A 23,813-nucleotide genomic window follows, 5' to 3' on the forward strand; every position below is an offset into this window, starting at 1 on the left:
CATGCCGAAATTCGCCTACGTCGGCGTCACCCTCGAGGGCCAGGAGGTCAAGGGGACGCAGAAGGCCGCCAACCGCTCGGACGCCGAGGTCGCGCTCTACGAGCGTGAGGTGCGCGGACTCCGCGTCACCGAGAAGAAGAGCCTGCTGAACTACGAGCTGTCCGGTCCGCGCATCAAGCGCGAGGAGGTCATGCACCTCTCGCGCCAGATCGCAGCCTTCCTCCGTGCCGGCCTACCGATCCTGGACGCGGTGCACACCATCGGCGCCGAGGCCGAGAACTCATCGGTGCGCCGGATGATGAACGACATCGAGGACGGGCTGCGCGGCGGCGAACGGTTCTCCGACTGCCTGGACAAGTTCCCGAAGGTCTTTCCCGAGTTCTACCGAGGGATCGTCCGGTCGGCGGAGCTCACCGGCGAGCTGGACATCGTGCTCGCCCGGCTGTCCACCTACATCGAGCGAGACCTCGAGGCGCGCCGCAAGATCAAGTCCGCACTCATCTATCCCATCGTCGTCGCCGCGATGTCGATGGTGACGGTGCTGGTGCTGTCCATCTACGTGCTGCCGAAGTTCAAGGACTTCTTCGCGAGCCTGGATGCCAAGCTCCCGCTCCCGACCAGGATGCTGCTCGGACTGACCGACTTCATGGGCACCTGGTGGTGGGCGCTCGTCGCAGGGTTCGTCGTCGTGGCGGTGTGCTACGTCGTCGTCACCCGATTCCACCGCGGCAAGTACGCACGCGACGCGCTGCTCCTCAAGATCCCGGTTCTGAGCACCACCATCCAGTACGCCCTGGTCGAGCGGTTCTGCCGCGTGCTTGCGTCGATGGTGGGCGCCGGCGTGAACCTCACCGAGGCGCTGGCCGTCACGACCGACTCCCTGCGCAACCGGGTCTACATCCGGCGCCTGAACGAGGTGACGGAGCAGATGCTCGAAGGTCAGGGCATCGCCGGTCCGCTCGGCCGTACCGGGTTGTTCCCGGGCACGGCGATCCAGATGCTGCGGGTGGGCGAGGACACCGGGTCTCTGGACACGCAGCTCGAGGTCACGGCCGAGTACTACGAGACCGAGCTCGACTACAAGATCGCCAAGCTCACGGCGCTCTTCGAGCCGCTGGTCATCATCGTCATGGGCCTGATCGTCGGTTTCGTCGCGGTGGCGCTCGTCTCGGCGATGTACGGCATCTTCCGCCAGGTGCAGGTGTGACATGGGCGCCCAACCGACACCGCAGCGCAACGACTGCGGCGAGACCCTGATCGAGCTGTTGGTGGCCATCACCATCCTCGGCATCGCCGGAGTCGCGATCCTGGCCGGCATGGCATTCAGCGTCCAAGCGTCGGCCGTCAACCGGAACCAGGCCGGCGGGGGTGCCTACCTCAGGAGCGCGGCAGAGGCCATCCAGAAGCAGGTCGATCGCGCAGGAACGTACGCGAGCTGTGGTAGCGCCGTCGCCACCTACACGCCCGCCGCCAACTCCGTCATCAGCTCGACCGACGTGTCGAAGGGCTACTCCATCACCGTTGGCCCCGTCGAGTCCTGGGCCCGGGTGGCTGGCGTATCTCAGTGGTCGAACTGCGACCCCAACGGCATCCAGCGGATCAAGCTGCAGCTGACGACCCCCGGGAACTCGACCCACGGCTCGGTGGAGACGATGTATCTCGTCCTGCGTCAGCCGTGTGATGCCGCAGGAGCCACGCCATGTGCCTGACCGGACGGCCCGTCGAGGCACGAGCCCTGCGCAGCCGCCGGGCGCACGCGGACGACGGGTTCACCCTCGTCGAGCTCGTGATCGCGGTGTCGATCCTCGGCATCGTCGCGGTGGCCCTCGTCGGGATCGTCATGCAGTACCTGCTGGTGACGAGCTCGACCGAGACACGTCTCAGCGAGTCGAACGACGTGCAGTTCGTCTCGACGTACTGGCAGAACGACGTGAGCAGCATCGGCATCCGGAGCTTCTCCGCTGCCAGCCCCGATCCGGTGCCGTCGACGAAGTCGGTCTGGACCGGAAGCTTCCAGGGGTGCGGCGACATCATCGCCGGCGCCCAGGCGGTCGTGTCGTTCGCGTGGAACGGCTACACCACCGGCGGGAGCGTCCCTGCCAACGCATGGACCGCGTCGACGGAGCGGGTCACCTACGTAGCCGTGCCCGCGACCGGCGGGACGGGCGACTACCTGATCAAGAGGGTGTGGTGCGGAACGAACCTCGTCTCCGTGCCCACGCTCACGATCGCCCGGAATGTCACCTCCTGGTCGGTCCTCTGCGACGGAGGGGGTTGCGGAGCGTCACTTCCTCAGGTCGTGACTCTGACGCTCCACGTCCAGGACAAGTCGGACCCGAAGAACGCGGGCGCCAATCAGACGGGCGCTGACGTCACGCTTACGGGTGAACGGAGGCAGGCGTCGTGAAGGTTCTGCACTTGTGCCGGCGAACGCATCTTCGTCGAGGCAACGATGACGGAGCGATGCTCATCATCGCAATCATCGTGATCACCGCAGTCGCGGTGGTGACCGGAGCCGTCCTGTCCCACGGATCGGCGAACCTGCGCTCGACGATCGTGCTCCGAGGTGTGGCCAGCACGTCCTACGCTGCGGACGCCGGAGCGAAGGTCGCCATCAACAACTTGAGGCTCGGCTCGACCGCGCCGGACTGGACGACCCCCGCGTTCGGGGGCACCTGGAACGACTCCACGTGGAACGGGTGGGTGTACACGAACTACGCCGATGGCACGGGCTGCTTCGGCGCCGACGGGTCAGCGCCACGAGATACGTTGCTCCTCAACAACCTCGCTCCGGCGTCCGGTGATCAGACCGGCAGCACATCGGTCCGTGTGGAATGCGGTCCCGTTGCAGGCACGGGAATCCTGGGTGGTGGATCGGGAGTCGTCCTCAACTCGACCGATCCCTTCGCGCAAGCACTCAGCACGACGAGCTCGGCCTCGCCCGCGTGCTCCAACTCCACGATCGCGGCGTGCAGCGGGGTCTACCTGAAGGTGCTCGGAGGCGGTGGCAACAACACGGTGAACATCGGGGGAGGCGTCGACTCCGCTGGTGGGGTGACGGCCGAGAACGGCACGGTCACGGCCGAGGGTTACGTCCACGCCAACCAGACCTGCACCGGCACCATCCTCTCCAGCGACCTCAAGTGCTCGCCCGGGTCTGCCGCTGCACCAGCTCCCGTTCCGGCGGTCCTGACGGCAGCGCCGACCCCCGTTTACACGTCGACGACGCCGTACCCGGTGAAGGATGCGTCGGGGACCTGCTCGTTCACGGCAGGTACGTATGCGAGCGGGAAGGCCCTGACGGATGCCGTGACGGCCTGTCCCCTCGCGCACTTCGCGAGCGGCAAGTACTACTTCCACTTCCAGGACGCGAACCCCGCCGACCGCGTGTGGGACATCGCCTCCAAGGTCATCGGAGGCGTCCGGACCACCGGGAGCGCGAACGTCCCCGGTGCATGCCGAAGCCCCATCAACGAGAACAACGGTGGCAGCGGCGTGCAGTTCGTCTTCGGTGGAGAGAGCCGGATCACCTTCACCAAGAACGCCGCGGTCGAATTGTGTGGACCGTCGGGGACTGGGGCGCCGATCACGATCGCGCAGCAGATGACCACTGGTCCGTCGGCGACGATCAGCGAGCCCCAAGCTCCCGTGACGACGACGACAACGACCTCCTTCGGACCGGAGGCGCCGGGTATCGCCACCAATGTGGCAGGCAATGCCAACGACTTCGTGAAGAGTGGCACAGCGCCGATCGGTACGTCGGACACGCTGGCCGGTGCGCTTCAGAAGCCGGGCGACTCCTTCGGGGCCAAGTGGCAGGCGACCGCCGCCGGCAACGGCGGGACACTCGATCTCTCCGCGTTCGCAGACAGCATCCCTGCCGGCGCCACAGTCACGTCCGCCGTACTGCACATTGCATCGAGCGGGACGCCGTCAGCGGACGTCAAGTTCGGCGTCTCCGTCAACGGCAGCCAGGTGGGCAACAACTTCGATCCAAACGTGGACGTGTCCTCGAACGCGCTGAGAACGGCCCTGGAAAAGAGTGGCGGGTCGAGCCCCAAGGTCCAGATCGCGATCGCCAACAGCGGGAACAAGCCTGCGGTCAACAGCAACGTCACGCTCGACCAAGTGACGCTGACGGTGACCTACACGAAGACGACGACGACAACGCCTCCGCCGGTGGTCACCACCGTCCCATTGGAGCCTTGGTCCTCGACCTCCAACTTCATCGACAGCACCGGAGGTGCGACCGCCCAGCCTGCGAAGTTCGTCATCCAGGGCGCGACGTACGCCCCGAACGGCGTCGTTCACATCGAGGACAGCAACGCGGACCTCGTCGCCTTCCGGTGGGGGCTGGTCGCCGCGGGCGTTGACTTCAAGACCTATCCGCAGAACATCTTCGGGTACCCGCTCGTGTCCATCCCGGCCCTGGGGCCGGGCGTCGGCAACACGACGACCGCGGTGGACCTCACGGTCTTCGTCTGTGTGAACTCCTCGAACTGCGCCAGCGGCGGCGTCGAAACATTGCGATCTCGGGTACTGATCACCGATCCGCCGTACACAGACCACCCCGTCGTGGGAAAGCGGCAGATCAGGGTGTTGAGCTGGGCGGTGCAGCGATGACCGGCGTCGCTCCTGCGGTCATCGCCGTGCTGGCCGGCGTGCTGGGCATGTGCATCGGCTCCTTCGTCAACGTGGTGGCCTACCGGGTCCCGCGGGGGGAGTCGGTGATGAGGCCGCCGTCGGCGTGCCCCGACTGCCGCAAGCTGATCCGGGCGCGGCACAACGTGCCGGTGCTGGGCTGGCTGGTGCTGCGTGGGCGCTGCTACGACTGCGGACTGCCGATCAGCGCTCGGTACCCGGCCGTCGAGGCGGCGACAGGGGCGCTGTTCGCGCTGGCCGGGTGGCGGTTCGCGGCGGAGCCGCTGCTGCTGGCGGCGTACCTGTCGTTCGCCGGGATCGCCGTGGCGCTGGCCCTGATCGACCTCGACGTCCACCGGTTGCCGAACGTGATCGTGCTGCCGGCGTACCCGGTGCTGGGCGTCCTCCTGGCGATCGGGCTGGGCGGACCTGCGCTGCTCAGGGCCGGGATCGGAGCTGCGGTGCTGTTCGGGTTGTTCTTCGTGGTGGCCATGGTCGCCCCGCGAGGGATGGGGCTCGGGGACGTCAAGCTGGCCGGCGTGATCGGTGGGATGACCGCCGCGATCTCGTGGGGAGCGTTCCTCGTCGGTGCGTTCGGAGCGTTCTTCCTCGGCGCCGTCGCGGGAGTCCTGCTGATGGTCTCGCAGCGAGCGGGTCGCAAGACGGCGGTGCCGTTCGGCCCGTTCATGTTGCTCGCGGCGTGGGCGTCGATCCTCGGCGCGAGCGGTATCGGTCAGGTCTACCTCGACCGGCTGAATGCTTAGGAACAGCACGTGTCCAGGTCTTTGAACGCGGGCTCCAGGCGGAGCGATCCGGCGTTCAGGTTGTTGAACGCCGGATCGCGTCCCAGCGACGCGGCGCGGTTCATACGTTCGATCACGCCGCCGTCAAACGACGTGCAGCGACGAGGGAAGTAATCCGGAGGGGGACCCATGTCATCGTTCCATGAAGCTCAACGGCGGCGGCTCACGAGGACGCCGCGGGGAAGTGCTCGTCGAACGGGCCGCGCGCTGTTCGCCCTGACCGCGGCCGCGACCACCGCGCTCGGCGGCGCCGCCGTCGTCCCGGCCTCGGCCGCCACAGGCACGGCCACCGCCAGCTTCAGCGGGGGGACGGGCACCGTGACCAGCGGAGGGATCCTCTTCGCGAAGGCGGGTGCCGCACTGACGCTGACCGTCGTGGCCCCGAGCGACACGACGTGCATGACCGTGCCGGCAGGGTTCACGGGCGCGACCACGTCACCGAGCGGGAAGAGCAGCTGGACATTCACCGGCACGGCCAGCGGCGGCGACGGTGCGCGCGCCTTCACCGTCGTCGCGTCACCGAAGTTCAACACCAACGGTTGCACGGGGGCCTCGACCAGTGCCGAGGCGACGTACTGGTCCGACAACACCGGCCCCGCGGTCAGTCCGACCCTCGCCCCGGCCGCGAACGCCAGCGGCTGGAACAACAGCAACACGACGCTGACCTGGTCCGCCGCGGACGCGGGCGCGGGCGTGGCGTCGGGTCCGTCGCCGGCTTCGAGCACCGAGTCGTCGAACGGCATCGTCACCAGGACGTCGACCGCCACCGACAGGCTCGGCAACACGGGCACTGGCACGGTGGTCGTGCGCATCGACAAGGCGAACCCGTCCATCAGCGGCGCGTCGGTCCGCAACCCCGACGGCAGCGTGACGGTGACCTTCACCTGCAGCGACAGCAGCTCGGGCCAGCAGCAGGCGTCGGGGGTCGCCACCTGCCTCGCCGCCGGCAGCTCGACCAACCAGGTGACGGTGCGGGCCTCCGGCAACGTCACCGGCACGGCCACCGACAAGGCCGGCAACACGGCGTCCACGACGATCGCGGTCCAAGCGGGCGACACCAGCCCGCCGCAGCTGTCGGGCTCGCCGACGACCCAGCCGAACACCTCCGGCTGGTACCGGGACGACGTCACGATCCACTGGACCGCGTCCGACGCCGAGTCCGGTATCCCGACCCAGCCGGCCGACACCACGATCTCCGGTGAGGGCAGCAACCTCGCCAGCAGTGTGACCGTGAAGAACGGAGCCGGCCTCGGCACGACCGCCACGAGCGCTCCGCCGGTCAACATCGACCGGACCGCGCCGACCACCGCGATCACCGGCGGCTCGAACACCTGGACCAACGGCAACGTCACCCTGAAGCTGACCCCGGCCGACGCCGGCTCGGGCGTCGCTTCGACCCAGTACGCCGTCGACGGCGGCCCGCTCCAGGACGGCACCAGCATCAGCCTCGCCACCGAGGGTGAGCACACCGTCACCTACCGCAGCACCGACAGGGCGGGCAACACCGAGGCGCTGCAGACAGCGGTCGTGCGGATCGACAGGACCGCGCCCACCATCACCCACACCGTCGCGCCGCCGTCGTACACCGCCGGGACGTGGACGAACCAGGACGTCACCGTCACGTTCGTGTGCGGCGACCAGGGCGGCTCGGGGGTCGCGGACTGCACCGCGCCGGTCTCGAAGAGCGCCGAGGGCGAGTACACCATCGCGGGAACGGCCCGCGACAACGCGGGCAACTCGGCGAGCGACTCCACCACCGTGCGGATCGACAAGACCCGCCCGACGCTGACGGCGGACGTCGCCGGCACCAAGAACGCTGCCGGGTGGTACCGCGACGACGTCACCGTCACCTACACCGCCACCGACGCGCTCTCAGGCGTGACTGGGGGGCCGGAGCCGACCGTGCTCCGCGAGGGCGCTCAGCAGACGGCGAGCGCCTCGGCGACCGACGCCGCCGGCAACACCAGCAGCGTCAGCGTCTCCGGCATCGACATCGACACGACGGCGCCGACCCTCACTGCGGACGTCCCGTCGGGGTGGCACACCGACGACGTCACCGTCTCCTGGTCCTGCACCGACGGCCTCTCAGGCGTCGCGGACGCCCCGGCCGACAGCCGGGTCAGCGGCGAGGGCGACAACCTGTCCGCCACCGCCAGCTGCACCGACGTCGCGGGCAACAGCGTCGTCCGGACGGTCGGCGGCATCAAGATCGACCGGACGGCTCCGGTGACCACCGCCGACGTGGCCGGCGCCAACGAGGCCGGCTGGTACGGCGACGACGTCCAGGTGACGCTGCACGGCAGCGACAACCTCCGCGGCGCCGTGACCACCTACTACCGGATCGACGGCGACGACACGAAGACCTACGGCGGACCGTTCTCGGTCGGCGAGGGTGAGCACACCGTCTCGTTCTGGAGCGTGGACGCGGCCGGCAACACCGAGGTCGCCGGTACGCCGCTCGAGCTCAAGGTCGACAAGACCGCCCCCGAGACCACCGTCGTCAACCCGATCTCCCCGGAGTCCGGCTGGTTCGTGGTCAGCGGCATCCCGGTCGCCTTCAAGGCGACCGACAACGGCTCGGGTGTGGCCGCGACCTACTACCAGGTCGACGGTGGGCCGGTCCTGACCTACGGAGACCCGTTCATCCAGAACCTCTCCACCGGTGAGCACACGATCACGTACTGGAGCGCCGACCTCGCCGGTAACACCGAGGCGCGCGCCACCACCAACACGATCGCGGTCAACGTCGACACCGACGCGCCGACCATCACCGGGAAGGCGACGCCCGCTCCGAACGCGGCCGGGTGGAACAACACACCGGTGGACGTGAAGTTCACCTGCGCCGACGTCGGCTCGGGCCTCCAGACCGGGGTGGCCGGCTGCGCCGGGGACACCACCCTCCCCAACGACGGGGTCAACCAGAGCGTGACCGGTGACGCCGTCGACGTCGCAGGCAACAGCAGCTCGGCGACCGTGTCCGGCATCGACATCGACACCGTCCGGCCGACGCTCACCGGAGTCCTCCCCGCTGCGAGCGGATCCAGGAACGACGTCGACTGGTACCGCGACGATGTGTCCGTCACGTGGGTAGGGGACGACGGGCTCTCGCGGATCGACCCGGAGACGCAGCCTGCTCCGAGCCGGGTGACGGGCGAGGGCACGGGGCTGTCCACCGACCCGGTCACGATCGCGGACAAGGCCGGCAACGTGAGCGTTCCTGTGGCGGTCGGTGGCATCAACATCGACCGCACGGCGCCGGTGGTCACCGGCGGGCCGACGATGCAGCCGAACGCCGCGGGCTGGTACCGCGACCAGGTCGTCGTCGACTTCACCTGCACGGACAACCTGTCCGGTGTCGCGTCCTGCCCGACCAGCAAGACCGTGAGAGGCGACGGTGCCGGCCAGTCGGTGACCAGCGACCGACCTCGGGACGTGGCGGGGAACATCGGTGCGGCCCGGACGGTCGATGGCATCAACGTCGACGGGAGCGCGCCGACCAGCACGGCCGACAACACCTGCACTGCCGTCAACGAGTGGTGCACGGGCGACACCGCCGACGTGGTGATCTCCGCGACCGACCAGGCCGGGCTCTCCGGGGTCAGGGAGCTCCGGTACAGCGTCGACGGCGGTGCCGAGCAGACCGTGCCAGGCAGCTCGACGACGGTCAGCGTCCCGCTGACCGGGACCGGTGCCGGCAGCGTGAAGTACCACGCGGTCGACAATGCCGGGAACGTCGAGCCGGTGAACACGGTCGCGCTCAAGTGGGACAACATCGCTCCGACGGTGAGCCACAGTCTGTCCCCGGTCCCGAACGCCGACGACTGGAACAACAGCAACGTCACGGTCACCTTCGCCGCGACCGACGACGACAAGGGTTCCGGGATTGCGGGCGTCACCCAGCCCGTCACGGTCTCGACGGAGACGGCCGGCCAGGAAGTGGTGGGTACCGCGAAGGACACCGCGGGCAACGTCGGCACCGACAAGGTGACGGTCAAGCTGGACAAGACCAGGCCGACCATCTCCGGCGCCGTCACCGGTGGCACGCTCGGCAGCGAGGGTTGGTACCGGACCGCGCCGACCGTGACGTTCACCTGCTCCGACACGCTGTCCGGCATCGCCGCGACGGCCTGCCCGAGCCCGGTCACGGTGACGACCAACGGCACCACAGGAGGAGCGAGTGGGACCGTCGCCGACCGCGCCGGCAACACCGCGACCGCCTCGATCACCGGCCTGAAGGTCGACACGGACGCACCGACGCTGACCACCGCGGACGTGAACGTCCAGGGCGCGACGTACACCTTGGGTGGCGTCCCGGCGGCGACCTGCACTGCGAAGGACACCGTCTCCGGGCTGGCGTCCTGCACGGTCAAGGTCTCCGGCGGCAACACCAACGGGACCGGCACGTTCGCCTACACCGCGACCGCGACGGACAAGGCCGGCAACTCCAGCACGGTGACCGGGTCCTACCAGGTCGTCTACAGGTTCGGCGGCTTCCTGCAGCCGATCAACGACACGGCCCACGACCAGGGCAGCACCAGCACCTTCAAGGCCGGCAGCACCGTGCCGGTGAAGTTCCAGCTGCTCCGTGTCGACGGGACACCGGTCCAGCCCGTCGCCGCCCCGACCTGGCTCACGCCGGTCAAGGGCGGGGCGACCACGGCGCCGGTCGACGAGACCGTGTACACCGCGTCCGCCGACAGCGGCTCGACGTACCGGTACGACGCCTCGGCGAACCAGTACATCTACAACTGGAAGACGGGGACGGGCGGTAACTACTGGCGGATCGGGGTCAAGCTCGACGACGGGCAGACCTACTTCGTCAACATCGGCCTGCGCTGACCGGGGCCGTTCGGGGGGACAAGGGGGATCGGGGTCCCGCGTCGACGACGCGGAACCCCGATCCTGTCCGCGGAAGGGAGGCGACGGTGACCGACGGATGCCCCTCATGGTGCGTCGTGCGGCACGCCCCGGACGGCACCGGCGATGCCGGCGTCGTGCACATCGGCGGTGCACTGATGGCGCGGCGGACCGTGCTGCGGTTGTGCACCACCATCGACGCCGTCACCGGCACCGAGGACGGTCCGTTCGTCCTGGTCGGCGACGACGAGTTCACCCTCCACGAGGCGGAGTCGCTGCTGGCCGCCGTCACCCAGCTCGTCGACCAGGGCCAGCGGTCATTCGCCGCGCAGGACCCGCAGGGCGCTCTCCCGGTCCTTGACGCGTAGCTTCTTCAGCACCGTCGAGACGTGCACTCGCACCGTGGTGGGGGACAGGAAGAGCTCGGCCGCGGTCTCCTCGGTCGTCCGGCCGGCCGCGAGGAGGTTCATGATCTCCCACTCGCGCGGGCTGAGCCGGGCGGCAGCCGGCGACCTGCGCCCGAAGCGCCGCTCGGGTGCGGCCCGGAACTCGTCCATGATCCGCATGACCATGCGCGGGGACACCGGCGGTGCAACACGTACCCAACGGTTCAACGGGACTGCGGCCGAGGGCGTCGACCGCCGCGCGTGCCTCGTCGATGGCACGGTCGCAGGCGGCGAAAGCTCCTCGCGGACGGCGCCGGCGGGTACGTCGCCGAGTGTCGTCCTGCGGATCAACCCGAGCTCCTGCACCACCCCGTCGTGCAGCTCGCGTGGGAGGCGGCGCCGGTCCTCGAGGACCACCGCCGACGCCCAGCCGGGCCAGTGCTCGCCGATCTCGCGCAGGACGGCGTACGAGGCGGTGCGGAGCACGTCGCCGGGGTAGAGCCAGTCCGTGAACAGCGACGGGAAGAGGACGTAGTTCACCCGGGCGAAGGCGCCCAGGGCACAGGCGGGACCGAGCCACAGGACCAGGGCATCGTGCCGCCGCGCGGCCTGGCGGGCGAAGAGGATCGAGCTCACGCCGAACGCGACCGCCCCGGCGGCCTGGGCCACGAGGAGGGCGGTCGGCCCGATGATGTCGGGGTGAGTGGCGCCGGCCGGAGAGGCGATTGGCAACGCCCCCGGCAGGTGCTCGCGCAGCACCACCAGTCCGGCGAGCACCGGTCCCAGGACGACGAACGGCCCAGCGACGACGAGCCGGACGCCGGAGGCCACCAGCCGGTCGCGTCCGACGGCGGCGGCCGCGAGGACCAGGCCGGCTGCGGCCACGCGGACCGCGACGGCCGACCAGACGTCCCATCGGCCGGGTCGCTCGACACCCGCCGCCAGGTGAACGAGCAGCAGCACCCCGCCCGACGCGGCCAGCAGGAGGAATCCCTGCGCCAGCAGCAGGTCCTGAAGTCGACGCGTCCGCCGGAAGCGTCCCCACAGCAGGTAGGTCAGCAGCAACGCCACGCACGTGTCGGCGGTGTCGAGCATCAGGTGCGCACTCCGGCTGTCGATCCCGAACGTCAGGAAGGTGGACGACGCCACCACCGCGGTCGTGACGAGCCCGATGGCCCAGCCCCTGCCGTCAGCCCCACTGCGACGGGAAGCGCGCGACGGCGACCGACAGCGCCTCGCACAGTCCCCACCAGCATGCCCGCATCGTGCGCGGGCACCACCGGGTTCACACTCCGTCGCCGTCCGCATACCCCGTTCCGGGTACCGCGGTCTGATCCGGCCTCCGACGGCCGGCGCCGGAGGGACGGTTCGGACTCTCACTGATCGGGTACAGCGCCGGTCACGGGAGAGAGGGAGCATGGGAGAGGGAGTCGAGACGTACTGCCGCGACGGCGTGTGGCGGAACCGGGTGGGCAGCAGCAAGCCCCTGCCGGGGGAGTACGGGTGCTGCGCGGCGGCGGTCGAGGTCGGCCGCAGCGAGGCGCGGATCCGCGGGGTGGTCCACGTGATCCGTCGCGAGGACGGGACCGTGGCCGAGCGGAACCGGTACCCGCGGCGCAGCAACGAGCTGCCGTTCTAGGCGGCACGGCGCGGGCCCGGGTCGGGGGACCGGGGTCCGCGCGGTGACAGGATCACCGTCATGCTGTGCCACGCCTGCTACGCCGACCCGGAGGCTGTCGCCGACTGCGCCGCGTGCCACGGGACCGGCCGGGCGACCCGGATGCCGCTGTGCGACGACCCTTGGGACGAGGTGGTCCCGGGGCTCTGGCAGGGCGGCCACGACGTGCGCTCGCAGGACCGGGCCGCGTGCGTGGTCGGCGACGAGTTCGACCTGGTGGTGAGCCTGGCCAGCCGCGAGGGCTACGGAACGGCCGAGGGTGTCGAGCACCTCGTGCTGCGGATGGCGGACGCCGGGGTCGGCCCGGACCTCGCGCGCCGGATCGACGAGCTCGCGACGGCGGTGGCGGGCGCCGTCCGCGACGGCCGCCGGGTGCTCGTGCGCTGCTCGGGCGGCCTCAACCGCTCCGGTCTGGTCGTCGCGGCCGCGCTCACGCACCTCGGCCACGACCCGGAGGAGGCGCTGCGGCTGGTCCGCGCCGCCCGGGGGCCGTGGGCGCTCACGAACCCCGGCTTCGTGGCCCATCTGCGAGGATCCGGCGCATGACCGAGCCGCCGGCGCAGCGCATCGCCCTCGTCACCGGCAGCACGTCCGGGATCGGCGAGGCGATCGCCCGGCGCTTCGCGGCCGACGGGTACCGCGTGGTCGTCCACTCCGGCAGCAGCGTCGCGGACGGGGAGCGGCTCGCCGAGGAGCTCGACGGCTACTACCTCCAGGCGGACCTGTCCGACGCCGACGCGGCGCTGGCCACCGTGTCGGGCGCGCTGGCGGACCTCGGGCGGCTCGACGTGCTGGTCAACAACGCCGGCGTGAGCCGGCCGATCCCGCACGCGGACCTCGCGGCCGCGACCCCGCAGAAGTGGCGTGACGTGCTCGAGGTCAACCTGGTCAGCCCGTTCGCGCTGACGACCGCGGCGGCGCCGTACCTCCGGGAGAGCCGCGGCTGCGTGGTCAACGTGACCAGCCATGCCGGCGTGCGACCCAAGGGCTCCTCCATCCCGTACGCCGCCAGCAAGGCCGCCCTGAACCACGTGACCAGGCTGCTGGCGGCCGCGCTCGGGCCCGAGGTCCGCGTCAACGCGGTGGCTCCCGGCCTCGTGGACACGCCGCTCACCGCCGGCTGGTCCGAGGCCCAGGAGCTGTGGCGCGAACGGTCCCCGATGCGCAGGGCCGCGACGCCGGGGGACGTGGCGGGCCTGGTGGCCGACCTGGTCGCGAGCGACTACCTCACCGGCGAGGTCGTCGTCCTCGACGGCGGCCTCAATCTGCTGTGACGACTTTCACGCAGAGCGCTGACAGGGACGGGGCCGGAGGGTTACGTTGCTCCGAGAACACGTTCTAGTTCACCGGGAGCACAGCATGAAGACTCGCGCCGCCATCTTGTGGGAGCCGCACACCGACTGGAGTGTGGAGGACATCGAGCTGGACCCGCCGAAGAAGGGTGAGCTGCTGGTCAAGCTGGCGGCCTCCGGCCTGTGCCACTCCGACGAGCACATGGTCACCGGCGACATGGTCCTGGACCCCGAGCTCGCGGAGGCGTTCGGCCTCAAGCAGTTCCCGGTCATCGGCGGCCACGAGGGTGCAGGCGTCGTGCAGGAGGTCGGACCCGACACCGTCGGCTTCGAGGTCGGCGACCACGTGGTCTTCAGCTTCATCCCGTCCTGCGGCAAGTGCCCGTCCTGCTCCACGGGTCACCAGCACCTGTGCGACCTCGGCGCGTTCCTGCTCAGCGGGATGCAGCTCAGCGACTTCTCGTACCGGCACCACTCCAAGGACGGCCGCGACCTCGGCATCATGGTCGGTCTCGGCACGTTCTCGCCGTACACGGTCGTCAACGTCGACTCCGCGGTGAAGATCCGCCAGGACGTCCCCCTGGAGCGGGCCGCGCTCGTCGGCTGCGGGGTGACGACCGGCTGGGGCTCCGCGACGTACGCCGCCGACGTGCAGTCCGGCGAGTCGGTGGCCGTGGTCGGCCTCGGCGGCATCGGGATGAGCGCCGTCCAGGGCGCGGCGATGGCCGGTGCCCGGCACGTGATCGCGATCGACCCGGTCGAGTGGAAGCGCGAGAAGGCGCTCACCCTCGGGGCGACGCACACCGCGGCGTCGATGATGGACGCGCAGCCCTTGATCAGCGAGATCACCCAGGGCGCGATGGCGGACAAGGCGATCCTCGCGGTCGGCCTGGCCACCGGTGACCTGATCGCGCCGATGATGAGCCTGGTGAAGAAGGCCGGCCGCGGCGTCGTGACCTCGGTGGCCAACATGATGGCCGACGACGTGAAGCTGAACCTCTTCGAGATGTCGATGATGCGCAAGGAGCTGGTGGGCTGCATCTTCGGCAACGCCAATCCGCGCTACGACATCCCGCGGCTGCTCGACCTCTACATGGACGGCCGGCTCAAGCTCGACGAGATGGTCACGACGACCTACACGCTCGACGAGATCAACCAGGGCTACCAGGACATGCGCGACGGCAAGAACATCCGCGGCGTCATCGTCTACGACTGACCGGACGCGTCTGCGTCCTCGTCGCCCGGCTCGGCCGTCTCCGGCGGTCCCTCGGTCGGCGCCTCCGGCTCGTCGGTGGCGGCCATGATCGCGGCGATCTGCTCCCGGTCGCGCGCAGACGGGAAGCCCCAGCCCGGCTGGTAGCCGTACACCGCGTCCAGCAGCCGTCCGTCGGCCAGGTTGTCGAGGACCTCGACGCTGTCCGGACCGATCATCCCGGGGTGCTCGACCCCGCACGCCTCGGCGACCTTGAGCAGGTCACGACGCAGGGTCTTGACGTAGTTCGCGACCCGCTGGGACTTCAGGTCCGGGTCCAGGCCGTGCGCGAGCCACGGGTTCTGGGTCGCGACGCCGGTCGGGCACTCGCCGGTGTGGCACTTCTGGGCCTGGATGCAACCCACGGCGAGCATGGCCTCCCGGGCGACGTTGACCAGGTCCGCGCCCAGGGCGAAGGCCACCACGGCGTTGTCGGGCAGCCCGAGCTTCCCGGAGCCGATGAAGGTCACCTGCTCGTGCAGGCCGCGGCGGGCGAACTCGGCGTACACCCGTGCGAAGCCGAGCCGGAAGGGCAGCGACACCGCGTCGGTGAAGATCAGGGGTGAGGCGCCGGTGCCGCCCTCGCCGCCGTCGACGGTCACGAAGTCGACGCCCCGGGCGCCCGGGGCCATCGCAGCCGTCAGCTCCTCCCAGAACCCCAGGTCGCCGACCGCGGACTTGATCCCGACCGGCAGGCCGGTCTCCGCAGCCAGCAGCTCGACGAAGTCGAGCATCGAGTCGACGTCGTCGAACTCCGAGTGCCGCGACGGGCTCAGGCAGTCCACCCCCTCGGGGACGCCGCGCGTGCGGGCGATCTCCCGGGAGACCTTGGGCCCCGGGAGCACACCGCCGAGGCCCGGCTTGGCACCCTGGCTGAGCTTGATCTCCAGCGCCCGGACCGGCGCGCTCTCGACGAGCTCCTTGAGCCGGTCGAGGCTGAAGCGGCCGTCGTCGTCCCGGCAGCCGAAGTAGGCGGTGCCGATCTGGAACACCAGGTCGGCGCCGTTGCGGTGGTACGGCGACACCGCGCCCTCGCCGGTGTTGTGCAGGCAGTCGGCGGCAGCGGCGCCCCGGTTGATGGCCTCGATCGCGTTGCCGGACAGGGAGCCGAAGCTCATCCCGGAGACGTTCACCACCGACTCCGGCCGGAACGCGTGCCGGCGCCCCCTCGGGCCGCCGAGGACCTTCGCCGACGGCAGTCGCGCCTCCTGGCCGACCGACCCGTGCGTGGGATGGGCCCGACCGAAGGTCCGGTGGTGCACGATCACGTTGCCGGAGGTGTGCTCGAGGTCGTTGTCGGTGCCGAAGCCGAAGTAGTTGTTCTCGAGCTTCGCCGACGCGTAGACCCACCGGCGCTGGTCGCGGCTGAAGGGACGCTCCTCGTCGTTGCTCGCCACGACGTACTGCCGCAGCTCGGGGCCGACCCGCTCCAGCCAGTACCGGGCGTGACCGACGACCGGGAAGTTGCGCAGCAGCGAGTGCCGCTTCTGCAGCAGGTCGTGGGCGGCGACCGCGGCGACCGCGGCGGCTGGTACGGCGGCGACGAGCTTCCTCTTCATGGTCCGCCCGTACCCCGTCAGCTCACGTAGTCCTCCTTGCGGAGCCAGCGAAGTGCCCACGCCCCGTAGACGGGCGGCAGGTACGACGTGGCGATCCGCTGGGTGACCGCGATCGCGAACGCCGCGCCGCTCGGTACGCCGACCGCGACCAGCCCGGCCGCGAGCGCGGCCTCGCCCACGCCGACGTTGCCCGGCACCGGGATCAGCGCGGAGAAGAGCGCCGCACCGCCGACGACGAAGACGCACGCGGCGTACCCGGGGCCGGGCTGCAGGCCGGCGACCATGCACGACAGCGCGACCGCCGTGATCAGCAGCGACGCCAGGTTGGTCCCGAACATCAGCAGCGCCCGCGCCGGACTGGCGGTCACCACCTTCAGCGACTCCCAGGAGCTGCGGGCCGCCTGGGCCACCTTGCGCCGCACGGGCGGCACCAGCACGACGACCAGCACGCTGAGCACCACGGCACCCACCAGCAGCTCGATGATCTGGCTGAGGTCGTCCGGGCCGCCGATGTCGAGCGAGGGCAGGTTCTGGGCGAGCAGCACCCCGATCAGCACGACCAGCACGTTGCACACGGACGCCGCGAAGGAGTCGAGTGCGCTGGCCGTCACGGCAACCGCGGGACCCTCGCCGAACCTGCGCACGAAGGACGTCGTCAGCGCGATCCGGCCCGCGGTGGCCGAGATCGCGAGACCGACGGTCTTGATGGCGTACTGGAGCTGGGTCAGCGGCCACAGCGGCAGCCGGCTCGGCACCGCGGACATCGTGGACACGGCATCGACGGGCGCCGTCGCCTGCGCGATCACCAGGCCGATCGCGACCCACGTCCAGGTGGCGTGCTGCCAGGTCTCCAGCACCGTTGGCCAGTCGAGGCCGATCAGGGTGGTGAGGAGGGCGTACGCCGCCACCAGGATGAGGCCCGTCTGGAGCAGGTCCTGCCACTTGAGCCGGACGATCGGTGCAGGCGCGGGGGCCGGGACGCCGGTGCGCTCGACGATCGTCGAGCCGAGGTCCGCGAGCGCGGCCTTCACGCCCGGCTCGGCGCGCAGGGTGCGGGGCAGCGCGGCCCGCTGGAGGTAGGGGAGCACCCCGGACACGGCGTCCGGGCCGAGCCGGTCGAGCGCCGCGTCCACCGCGCGGCCGGCCCCGACCTGCACGGCCTGGGCCGTGAGCAGCGTGGCGACCTCCCGGTTCCGGTCAGGCTCGGTGGCCGCGATCCGGCCGTCGGCGAAGTCCGCGAGGGTGACGGTCCCGTCCGTGGCCACGCCGATCCGCTCGAGCGTCAGGCGCGTGTGCACGATGCCGGCCCGGTGCAGGCGCCCGACGGCGTCCCACAGCGCCCGGAGCGTCGCGTCGTCGAGCTCGGTGGGACGGGCCGGCGGGGCCGTCAGCACGAGCACCGCGTCGCCCTCGGTGGCCGCGGCCGCGACGACGTCGGGCACGACGACGCCTGCCCGGCTGGCCAGGACGGTCACCAGGGCCTCGTGCTCGACGAGCTGGAGCCGGCTGGCGTCCGGTGCCGCCTGGTCGCGGTACACCAGCGTGCGCCACCAGCGGGCGGCGCGGTGGGCGTCAGTGGCGTCGCGGCCGTACACCTTGACCGTCAGCGCGGTGCCGGCCGGGTCGACCGCCTCGACGACCCGCACCCCCCACGGCTGGCGCTCGGCGAACCGCAGGTCGTGGGCCTCGACGCCCAGCTCGGCCAGGCTCCGGCGTACCTGCGCGAGGTCGGGGTGCCCGGCAGGGGAGCCGAGCAGCACGAGCGCGGCACCGGCCGCCACCATCCCGACACCCAGCGCGCCGATGACGTCCGTGGGACCGCCGGTGCCGATGATCCAGGCCGCCAGGCACTGGACCGCGACGATGAACATGCTCAGCCTGCGGTAGGCCAGCACCAGCCAGGGCCGCATCGCGAGCAGCACCGCGGTCATGGCGGCCACCCGCACCGTCGGGAACGTGTCGGGCGTCGAGGACCGCACCGGCCCGGGCGCCAGGTCCGGCCAGCCCGCGCCGACGAGGAACGAGGTCAGCAGCACCGTGCCGGCCGCGATGCCGGCCGCGACCAGCAGGGTGAGGAACAGCCGACGCCGTCTCGGGGCGGTCGCGAGGGCGAGCAGGACGGCGACCGCGGCGTACGCCGCACCGAGGGCGTACGCCGCGTCGAACAGGCTCGTCACCCAGTCGGGCAGGTCGCCCGCCACGCGCTGCACGGCCGAGTCGAGCGGGCCGCCCCCGTCGGAGGCCGCCAGCCCGCTCAGCAGCACCAGCACGACGCCGGCGGCCGCGATGGTCAGGTCGATCGGACGGCGCGAGGAGCCGGTGTCGCTGACGAAGAACCGGCGCGAGCGTGGTGAGGGATCAGTCACGGACGGCCTCCCGCGCGAGCTCGGTGCGGTGGCCGAGCTGCTCCAGCCACCCGACGAGCACCCGGTGCAGCGCGTCCGCGCCGACGACCAGGTCGCCGGGCATCTCGAAGTCGACCGGGTGCACCACCATGCCACGGTCCTGCCAGCCGCCGAGGCCGCCGTGGCAGGCGACCAGGCCCTCGAACGCCGCCACCTCGTCGAGGTCGTCGAGCAGGCTGTTGACGTAGATGTCCGGGGCCTCGGGCATGGACGCCGCGCGTAGCACGAACTCCGCGGCCATCGGCCCGAACGGCGCCAGCGGGTCGGTGCCGATCACCACGCCGTCCCGCACGTGGTGCTCACCCTCGCGGCCCAGCGCGACCGGCCCGTGCTCGGCCGTGTCGACGACCACGAAGCCCACGCCCTCGTGCGCGACCAGCCCCGGCACCAGGGCCGGGAACCGGTCGGCGAGCTCGTCGAGCGTCCAGCGGTGGTCCTCACCGGCGACGTAGACGAGGCCGAGGTTGCCGGATCCGAAGACGAGGAACTCCGCGCCGCCCTCTCCCTCCTTCTCGAAGCCGTCCGCGGCGAGCCGCGTCGACGCCCGGTCCAGCGCCCGGCCCATCACGGTCTCCCGGTCGGCGTTGCCGGCGACCATGGAGTTGAGCGACCCGTTGCCCTCGGCGTTCTCGACCGCCGCGATCGCGGCCGCGTCGGCGAGCCGCGACACGAGCGCGGCGAGGTCCTCGCCGTACCGCTCCGCGAAGATCTCGCCCTGGGACTGGCCGTGGTCCGAGAGCACGACGATCCGGTACGGCCGCGGCGCCACTGCGGCCACGGCCTCGATCTGGGCGAGCACGGCATCGATCCCGGCGAGTGCGTCCAGGGACTCGGGCTGCAGGATCCCGGCGTGGTGGGCGACCGCGTCGTAGTCCACGTAGTCGACGTAGATCGCGCGCTTGCCCTTGAGCATCGCGTCGCAGACCAGGGTCGTGTTGAGGTCGCGGACCACGCCGTTCAGCGCGGCCCGCTCGAGCGCGAACGCCCACCCGCGGTGCACCCGCGGCCGCACGTCCCGTCGCCGGGCGCGGGAGGCCTGGAAGCGCTCGCGCGCGATCTCGCTGAGCGCCCTGGTGACGCTGCGCGCGAAGCCGGCCGGCCGGCTGAGGAACTCCGAGATCGTGCGCCGCGACTCGCGCGTCTCGTGGCCGCGGCCGATCGCGCTCATCGTGGCGTACGCCGTGGTCGCGTCGCCGGTGAACAGGTTGCTCACCGAGACCCCGTCGTCGGCGAGCAGGCCGCGGCCGTCGGAGTGGCTCGCCTCGATGAGGGCCGCGTCGGCAGGCCGGTTCGCGACGAAGACCTTGCCCGTCGCGCGGTCGACCCAGCGGAAGGCGGGGATGCCCTCGATGGTGCCGTGCAGGATGCCCATCTGGCTGGCGGGCGTGGTCGCGGGCAGCTTCGGCCGCCACTCCACCGCGCGGTGCGAACCGCTGCGGATCCAGCGGGAGAGCGTCGGCAGGGTGCCGGCGCGGACGCACCAGTCGAGCACCGGGTACGGGACGCCGTCGGCCTGCACGAACACCACGCCCTCGAGCTGCGGGTCGGCGACCGGCCGCGCACGCCGCGCCTTGCGGAGGAGGGTCGCGGTGACGGCGTCGTCGGTGCCGGCCGTGGCCACCCAGACGAAGAGGGTGGACACCATGGCCACGATCCAGGAGGCGAGCAGGGCCCAGCCGAGGTCGGCGGCGTCCAGCCCGCGGGGTGCGTAGACGACCAGCCAGACCGCGAGCGCCTGGCCCATCAGCCCGAGCAGCACCGAGCCGACCCAGCCCAGTCGGATCGCGCCCTCGATGAGCAGCACGCGCAGGACGGCGCCGATGATCGCCACCAGGATCGCCACGACGAAGGCCTCGGCCCAGCCCTGCACGTCGAAGCCCGGGAGCACCCAGGACGCGATGACCAGGCCGAGGGTCGCCCCGACCAGGCCCAGGAGGGCTCGCCCGAGGTCACCCCGGCGCAGACGCCACCGCATGGCGCGACGCTAGTGGCCGCGCGACCCGGCCAGTTGGCCCGTTGCGGGTGACTTTCAGGCGGCGCCGGACTCCACGTCCGCGTCCATCCGGGCGACGAAGTCGCGCTTGACCCGACGCCAGGCCTCGTCGGTCATCGTGCGCCGCCAGTACGGCGAGCAGGACATGTCGGAGCGGGCCAGGCCGCGCTCGGTCAGCAGGTGACGCCGGATCGCGCGGATCTCGTCGGCCTCGCCGTGGACGAACGCCTGGACCCGGCCCTCGGGGAACACGAGCGCCTCGACGGCGTGCGGGAGCAGCTCGACGTCCTCCGGCGTGCCACCGCGGTGCAGCCAGGTCAGGTCCAGCTCGCCCGGACAGGTCAGCGCGACCTCGTGGTCCGGGCCGTCGCAGACCAGTCGGACGACGGCGCGGCTGTCCGCCGGCACCGCCTCCAGGGACGCCGCGATCGCGGGCAGGGCGGACTCGTCGCCGACGAGCAGGTGCCAGTCGGCCGCCGGGTCCGGGCGGTAGCCGCCGCCAGGGCCCTCGAGGACCAGGACGTCGCCGCGGGCGGCGCTGGCGGCCCAGGGGCCGCCCACGCCCGCGTCACCGTGCACCACGACGTCGAGCGTGAGCCGGGTGCCGTCCCAGTCGCGGACCGAGTAGCGCCGGCGGGCCGGCCAGTGCCGCTCCTCGTGCCGTTCGCGCACCTCGGCGGGCACGAACACCCCGGCGTACGGCGCCCCCGCGGGCGGGATCGCCACGTTCACGTAGGCGTCGGTGTGCTCCGGTGCCCGAAGGCCGCTCAGGCCGGGTCCGATGAGCACGATCCGCACCAGGGTGGGGGTGAGCCACTCGACCGTGTCGACCGTGCCGTGGTGAACCATGAGGTAAGGGTAGCCTTACCAGAAAGCCGGCCCGAGGTCCGGGCCGCTGCGTGCGTCGCTAGGCTGCGGAGCCTCTCCGAGGAGGCTCCCGTGAGCGGACTGCTGGTCGCCGGCACCACGTCCGACGCCGGCAAGAGCGTCGTGACCACCGGCATCTGCCGGGCGCTCGCACGCGCCGGGGTGAAGGTCGCGCCGTTCAAGGCGCAGAACATGTCCAACAACTCGATGGTCTGCGCCGACGCGGTCCACGGCACGGCCGAGATCGGGCGGGCCCAGTGGATCCAGGCGGTCGCCGCCAACGCCGAACCCGAGGCCGCGATGAACCCGGTCCTGCTCAAGCCGGGCAGCGACCACCGCAGCCACGTGGTCGTCATGGGCCAGCCGGCCGGCGAGCTCGGCGCCGGTGACTTCACCGAGGGCCGCGCCCACCTTGCGCGGGCGGCGTACGACGCCTGGGACGACCTCTCCTCGCGGTACGACGTCGTGGTGGCCGAGGGCGCCGGCAGCCCCACCGAGATCAACCTGCGCGGCAGCGACTACGTGAACATGGGGCTGGCCCGGCACGCCGACCTTCCGACCGTCGTGGTCGGGGACATCGACCGGGGCGGCCTGTTCGCGGCGATGTACGGCACGGTCGCGCTGCTCTCGGCGGAGGACCAGCGGCTGGTGGCCGGCTTCGTGGTGAACAAGTTCCGAGGCGACCGCGGGCTGCTGCAGCCGGGGCTCGACCAGATCTCGGCGCTGACCGGCCGCCGCGTGTACGGCGTGCTGCCATGGCACCCGGACGTGTGGCTCGACTCCGAGGACGCGCTCGACCTCGACGCCCGCCGGGTCCGGGACGGCGGTCCGGCGCTGAGGGTCGCGGTGGTCCGGCTGCCGCGGATCAGCAACTTCACCGACGTCGACGCGCTCGGGCTGGAGCCCGGCCTGGACGTTGCCTTCGCCAGCGACCCCCGGGCGCTGGCCAGCGCCGACCTCGTGGTGCTGCCCGGGACCCGCGCGACCGTCGCCGACCTGGCGTGGCTGCGGCAGCGCGGCCTCGACCGCGCGGTGGTGGCCCACGCGGCAGCGGGCCGCCCGGTGCTCGGCGTCTGCGGCGGCTTCCAGCTGCTGGGCCGCTCCGTCGCCGACCCGCACGGGGTCGAGGGTGAGCCCGGCGAGGTCGCCGGGCTCGGGCTCCTCGACGTCCGCACGGAGTTCGCCGCGGAGAAGGTGCTCCGGCTCTCGGGCGGTACGGCGTGGGGCGCGGCCACGACGGGCTACGAGATCCACCACGGCCGGGTGACGCGGGGTCCCGGCGCCGAGCCGTTCCTGGACGGGGCGCGGGACGGTCACGTGTTCGGGACGATGTGGCACGGCAGCCTCGAGACCGACGCGTTCCGGACGGCGTTCCTCACCGAGGTCGCCCGCGCGACGGGGCAGGCGTGGGCACCGTCCGGTGTCAGCTTCGCGGGCGCCCGGGAGCGTCGGCTCGAGCTGCTGGCCGACCTGGTCGAGCACCACCTCGACCTGGACGCCCTGCACGCGCTGGCCCTCTCCGGGCCGCCGGACGTGCCCGTGCTGCCGCCCGGAGCGCCGCGATGAGGATCCTGGTGACCGGGGGAGTGCGCTCCGGGAAGTCCAGCCATGCCGAGCGGCTGCTCGCCGACCGGCCGGCGGTCACCTACGTGGCGCCGGGACCGGTGCACGACGACGCCGACTGGCAGGCCCGGATCGACGCGCACCGCGCCCGCCGGCCACGGTCCTGGACCACTCTCGAGAGCGGCGACCTGGTCGCTGCGCTGCGCACGCCCGGACCGGTGCTCGTCGACTGCCTCGGCACCTGGCTGGTGCGCCTGATCGACGACGCGGGGATGTGGGACGCCCGGACCGAGGACATCTCGGCGTACGTGGAGGAGGAGGTGGCCGCCGCGGTGGCCTCGCTGGGTGACGACGTCGTCCTGGTGACCAACGAGGTCGGCTGGGGCGTCGTGCCCGAGCACCGCTCGGGGCGGGTGTTCCGCGACCTGCTCGGCACCGTCAACCAGCAGTTCGGTGCCTCGGCCGACGAGGTCCACCTCGTGGTGGCCGGGCGGGTGCTGCGGCTGTAGCCCCGGGG

General features: G+C 71.5%; 18 protein-coding genes. 13 read left to right on the forward strand and 5 right to left on the reverse strand.

Annotated elements, in window-relative coordinates:
* Position 1: 1 nt before the first annotated feature.
* From ACVW2K_RS14930 to ACVW2K_RS14960, 7 genes are all read left to right on the forward strand, one after another.
* Positions 2–1,207, forward strand: a complete 1,206-nt coding sequence (locus tag ACVW2K_RS14930; protein ID WP_457203051.1) for a type II secretion system F family protein — start codon at positions 2–4, stop codon at positions 1,205–1,207.
* Position 1,208: 1 nt separating this feature from the next.
* On the forward strand, positions 1,209–1,709 hold the full coding sequence (locus ACVW2K_RS14935; RefSeq protein ID WP_457203052.1) for a PulJ/GspJ family protein: 501 nt from the start codon (positions 1,209–1,211) through the stop codon (positions 1,707–1,709).
* On the forward strand, positions 1,700–2,407 hold the full coding sequence (locus ACVW2K_RS14940) for a PulJ/GspJ family protein (RefSeq protein ID WP_457203053.1): 708 nt from the start codon (positions 1,700–1,702) through the stop codon (positions 2,405–2,407). Before ACVW2K_RS14935 ends, ACVW2K_RS14940 begins: the two co-directional genes overlap by 10 nt.
* Positions 2,404–4,623 (forward strand): hypothetical protein, encoded by a 2,220-nt coding sequence (locus tag ACVW2K_RS14945; protein WP_457203054.1) that lies wholly within the window; start codon positions 2,404–2,406, stop codon positions 4,621–4,623. Before ACVW2K_RS14940 ends, ACVW2K_RS14945 begins: the two co-directional genes overlap by 4 nt.
* Positions 4,620–5,405 (forward strand): prepilin peptidase, encoded by a 786-nt coding sequence (locus tag ACVW2K_RS14950; protein WP_457203055.1) that lies wholly within the window; start codon positions 4,620–4,622, stop codon positions 5,403–5,405. Before ACVW2K_RS14945 ends, ACVW2K_RS14950 begins: the two co-directional genes overlap by 4 nt.
* Positions 5,406–5,573: 168 nt before the next feature.
* A complete protein-coding gene (locus ACVW2K_RS14955; protein ID WP_457203056.1) occupies positions 5,574–10,283 on the forward strand; it encodes an OmpL47-type beta-barrel domain-containing protein in 4,710 nt (1,569 codons plus the stop codon).
* Positions 10,284–10,399: 116 nt separating this feature from the next.
* Entirely contained in the window at positions 10,400–10,669 is a 270-nt protein-coding gene (locus ACVW2K_RS14960; RefSeq protein WP_457203057.1) for a hypothetical protein, read from the forward strand.
* On the opposite strand, the gene ACVW2K_RS14965 is transcribed toward ACVW2K_RS14960, so the two are convergent.
* A complete protein-coding gene (locus tag ACVW2K_RS14965) occupies positions 10,619–11,836 on the reverse strand; it encodes a LuxR C-terminal-related transcriptional regulator (RefSeq protein ID WP_457203058.1) in 1,218 nt (405 codons plus the stop codon). The two genes, ACVW2K_RS14960 and ACVW2K_RS14965, sit on opposite strands and share 51 nt — an antisense overlap.
* Before the next feature lie 268 nt (positions 11,837–12,104).
* On the opposite strand from ACVW2K_RS14965, the gene ACVW2K_RS14970 reads away from it, so the two are divergent.
* From ACVW2K_RS14970 to ACVW2K_RS14985, 4 genes are all read left to right on the forward strand, one after another.
* On the forward strand, positions 12,105–12,326 hold the full coding sequence (locus ACVW2K_RS14970; protein WP_457203059.1) for a DUF2188 domain-containing protein: 222 nt from the start codon (positions 12,105–12,107) through the stop codon (positions 12,324–12,326).
* A gap of 60 nt (positions 12,327–12,386) precedes the next feature.
* Positions 12,387–12,911 (forward strand): protein-tyrosine phosphatase family protein, encoded by a 525-nt coding sequence (locus ACVW2K_RS14975; RefSeq protein ID WP_457203060.1) that lies wholly within the window; start codon positions 12,387–12,389, stop codon positions 12,909–12,911.
* Positions 12,908–13,639 carry an SDR family NAD(P)-dependent oxidoreductase gene (locus tag ACVW2K_RS14980; protein ID WP_457203061.1) on the forward strand — a complete coding sequence of 244 codons (732 nt, stop codon included), beginning with the start codon at positions 12,908–12,910 and terminating at the stop codon, positions 13,637–13,639. The genes ACVW2K_RS14975 and ACVW2K_RS14980 overlap by 4 nt, the downstream gene beginning before the upstream one ends.
* Before the next feature lie 85 nt (positions 13,640–13,724).
* The gene (locus ACVW2K_RS14985; RefSeq protein WP_457203062.1) at positions 13,725–14,873 is read left to right on the forward strand and encodes an NDMA-dependent alcohol dehydrogenase; all 1,149 of its coding nucleotides are present in this window, start codon (positions 13,725–13,727) and stop codon (positions 14,871–14,873) included.
* Here ACVW2K_RS14985 and ACVW2K_RS14990 read toward each other — a convergent pair.
* The 4 genes from ACVW2K_RS14990 to ACVW2K_RS15005 are packed head-to-tail and all read right to left on the reverse strand — an operon-like array spanning position 14,864 to position 21,715.
* Positions 14,864–16,468: an FMN-binding glutamate synthase family protein gene (locus ACVW2K_RS14990; protein WP_457203063.1), complete on the reverse strand. Its 1,605-nt coding sequence runs from the start codon at positions 16,466–16,468 to the stop codon at positions 14,864–14,866. The two genes, ACVW2K_RS14985 and ACVW2K_RS14990, sit on opposite strands and share 10 nt — an antisense overlap.
* 17 nt (positions 16,469–16,485) lie before the next feature.
* A complete protein-coding gene (locus ACVW2K_RS14995; protein ID WP_457203064.1) occupies positions 16,486–18,834 on the reverse strand; it encodes a lysylphosphatidylglycerol synthase domain-containing protein in 2,349 nt (782 codons plus the stop codon).
* Entirely contained in the window at positions 18,827–20,848 is a 2,022-nt protein-coding gene (locus tag ACVW2K_RS15000) for a phage holin family protein (RefSeq protein ID WP_457203065.1), read from the reverse strand. The genes ACVW2K_RS14995 and ACVW2K_RS15000 overlap by 8 nt, the downstream gene beginning before the upstream one ends.
* Before the next feature lie 54 nt (positions 20,849–20,902).
* The gene (locus ACVW2K_RS15005) at positions 20,903–21,715 is read right to left on the reverse strand and encodes a siderophore-interacting protein (RefSeq protein WP_457203066.1); all 813 of its coding nucleotides are present in this window, start codon (positions 21,713–21,715) and stop codon (positions 20,903–20,905) included.
* Positions 21,716–21,805: 90 nt separating this feature from the next.
* Here ACVW2K_RS15005 and ACVW2K_RS15010 point away from each other — a divergent pair, with 90 nt between their 5' ends.
* Together ACVW2K_RS15010 and cobU are read left to right on the forward strand one after the other, a co-directional pair.
* Positions 21,806–23,299: a cobyric acid synthase gene (locus ACVW2K_RS15010; protein WP_457203067.1), complete on the forward strand. Its 1,494-nt coding sequence runs from the start codon at positions 21,806–21,808 to the stop codon at positions 23,297–23,299.
* Positions 23,296–23,805, forward strand: coding sequence for a bifunctional adenosylcobinamide kinase/adenosylcobinamide-phosphate guanylyltransferase (gene cobU, locus ACVW2K_RS15015; protein WP_457203068.1), 510 nt, complete (start codon positions 23,296–23,298; stop codon positions 23,803–23,805). Before ACVW2K_RS15010 ends, cobU begins: the two co-directional genes overlap by 4 nt.
* The last annotated feature ends 8 nt before the right edge of the window (positions 23,806–23,813 follow it).

Source organism: Nocardioides sp. HB32, from assembly GCF_054058995.1.

Coding starts and splice junctions, on each gene's coding strand:
- ACVW2K_RS14980 (WP_457203061.1), top strand. CDS start 12,908: ATGACCGAGCCGCCGGCGCAGCGCATCGCCCTCGTCACCGGCAGCACG.
- ACVW2K_RS15005 (WP_457203066.1), bottom strand. CDS start 21,715: ATGGTTCACCACGGCACGGTCGACACGGTCGAGTGGCTCACCCCCACC.
- ACVW2K_RS14985 (WP_457203062.1), top strand. CDS start 13,725: ATGAAGACTCGCGCCGCCATCTTGTGGGAGCCGCACACCGACTGGAGT.
- ACVW2K_RS14930 (WP_457203051.1), top strand. CDS start 2: ATGCCGAAATTCGCCTACGTCGGCGTCACCCTCGAGGGCCAGGAGGTC.
- cobU (WP_457203068.1), top strand. CDS start 23,296: ATGAGGATCCTGGTGACCGGGGGAGTGCGCTCCGGGAAGTCCAGCCAT.
- ACVW2K_RS14975 (WP_457203060.1), top strand. CDS start 12,387: ATGCTGTGCCACGCCTGCTACGCCGACCCGGAGGCTGTCGCCGACTGC.
- ACVW2K_RS14955 (WP_457203056.1), top strand. CDS start 5,574: ATGTCATCGTTCCATGAAGCTCAACGGCGGCGGCTCACGAGGACGCCG.
- ACVW2K_RS14935 (WP_457203052.1), top strand. CDS start 1,209: ATGGGCGCCCAACCGACACCGCAGCGCAACGACTGCGGCGAGACCCTG.
- ACVW2K_RS15000 (WP_457203065.1), bottom strand. CDS start 20,848: ATGCGGTGGCGTCTGCGCCGGGGTGACCTCGGGCGAGCCCTCCTGGGC.
- ACVW2K_RS14990 (WP_457203063.1), bottom strand. CDS start 16,468: ATGAAGAGGAAGCTCGTCGCCGCCGTACCAGCCGCCGCGGTCGCCGCG.
- ACVW2K_RS14950 (WP_457203055.1), top strand. CDS start 4,620: ATGACCGGCGTCGCTCCTGCGGTCATCGCCGTGCTGGCCGGCGTGCTG.
- ACVW2K_RS14940 (WP_457203053.1), top strand. CDS start 1,700: ATGTGCCTGACCGGACGGCCCGTCGAGGCACGAGCCCTGCGCAGCCGC.
- ACVW2K_RS14970 (WP_457203059.1), top strand. CDS start 12,105: ATGGGAGAGGGAGTCGAGACGTACTGCCGCGACGGCGTGTGGCGGAAC.